Here is a 1233-nt window from a genome sequence, read left to right as displayed (position 1 = left end):
GAGTATGACGTCGAAAATCGCTTAGCAAGTAAGGCGCAACTTGATTACCAATCGTGTCGCTGGCGCCCACTCTTAACTCTCCCGACAATGTTTGGTCATTGTCGAACAACTGCGCAATGTCTTGCGCTCGCTCAATGAGTTCATCCGCCAAAGGCAGTAATTTCTGCCCCTCTTGATTGAGTATCAGCCGATTATTGACTCGATCAAACAGCGAGTGACCTATCTGTTTTTCCATTTCAGACAGCGCCATGCTGACCGCCGCTTTAGATAGAAACAAGGCTTCCGCCGCCGAGGTTAAGGTGTCGTGCTGAGTAATTGAGATAAAAACGCGCAGCTGTTTTAAAGAAATATTGGCGGCCATAAGTGTGTTTAGGTTATCTGAACATATGTTCTAAATAATTAGATATTACCGAACAATTAGCAAGAGTAAACTGGCTTCATGGTAAGCAAACTAGGTAAATAGAGATGATTAACGCAGCAAAAGCAAAAGTGGTGGGTGCGCCAACACCTATGGCAGGCTTAGCGCTTGGTATCGCGAGTTTAGGGTGGTGCTGGGAAAATGCGGCGCTGTTCAATGGTTATGCTCAGTGGACTAGTGCCGTCGTTGCGAGTGTTTTGCTGATGGTGCTTGCAGCTAAATTCCTCTTTCACCATCACTTGTTGCGTGAAGATCTGGCGCACCCAGTGGTAGGGAGTGTTGTGCCAACCTTCGCGATGGCAACTATGGTGGTCTCTAACTCACTTGGACATTTCAACCCTTTAGCTGGGGATCTACTTTGGCTATGTGCGGTTGGGCTTCATATCGTGTTTTTGGTGAGCTTTATCTATCACCGAGCGCAAAAATTTGAACTGCACCATATGGTTCCAAGTTGGTTTGTACCGCCTGTCGGAATTATCGTTGCGGATGTCTCTTTCTCTGGCACACCGATGTTAAGCCCGATTGCCCATGGTGCGTTGATGTTTGGTATGGTCGCTTATGCAGTAATGCTACCGCTGATGATTTATCGCCTACTGTTTAGCCATGAAGTTCCTGATGCGGCAAAGCCAACGATGGCGATAATGGCTGCGCCAGCAAGCTTATCGTTAGCCGGTTATTTAACGGTTACAGCTGACCCTTCACCTGTGATCATTGCTCTACTGTTCGGCATTGCTATTTTAATGACTGCGATAATCTATTTGGCCTTCATTAAACTGCTAAAACTGCCATTTAGCCCAGGCTATGCCGCGTTTACT

The 1233-nt window shown here is 46.8% G+C and carries 2 protein-coding genes; one reads left to right on the top strand and one right to left on the bottom strand.

Annotation, left to right across the window (positions count from 1 at the left end; genetic code table 11):
* Positions 1-361 (bottom strand): LysR family transcriptional regulator (locus QTO00_RS19915; RefSeq protein ID WP_331426292.1); only part of this gene is annotated, 361 nt, incomplete at its 3' end.
* A gap of 104 nt (positions 362-465) precedes the next feature.
* Here QTO00_RS19915 and QTO00_RS19910 point away from each other — a divergent pair.
* Positions 466-1233: TDT family transporter (locus QTO00_RS19910; RefSeq protein ID WP_331426291.1), on the top strand; the 768-nt coding region annotated here is incomplete at its 3' end.

Source organism: Vibrio sp. M260118 (assembly GCF_036533755.1).
Lineage (GTDB): Bacteria > Pseudomonadota > Gammaproteobacteria > Enterobacterales > Vibrionaceae > Vibrio.
Note: the sequence above shows the minus strand (reverse complement) of the source record. Positions and strands in the feature narration are given on the sequence as shown.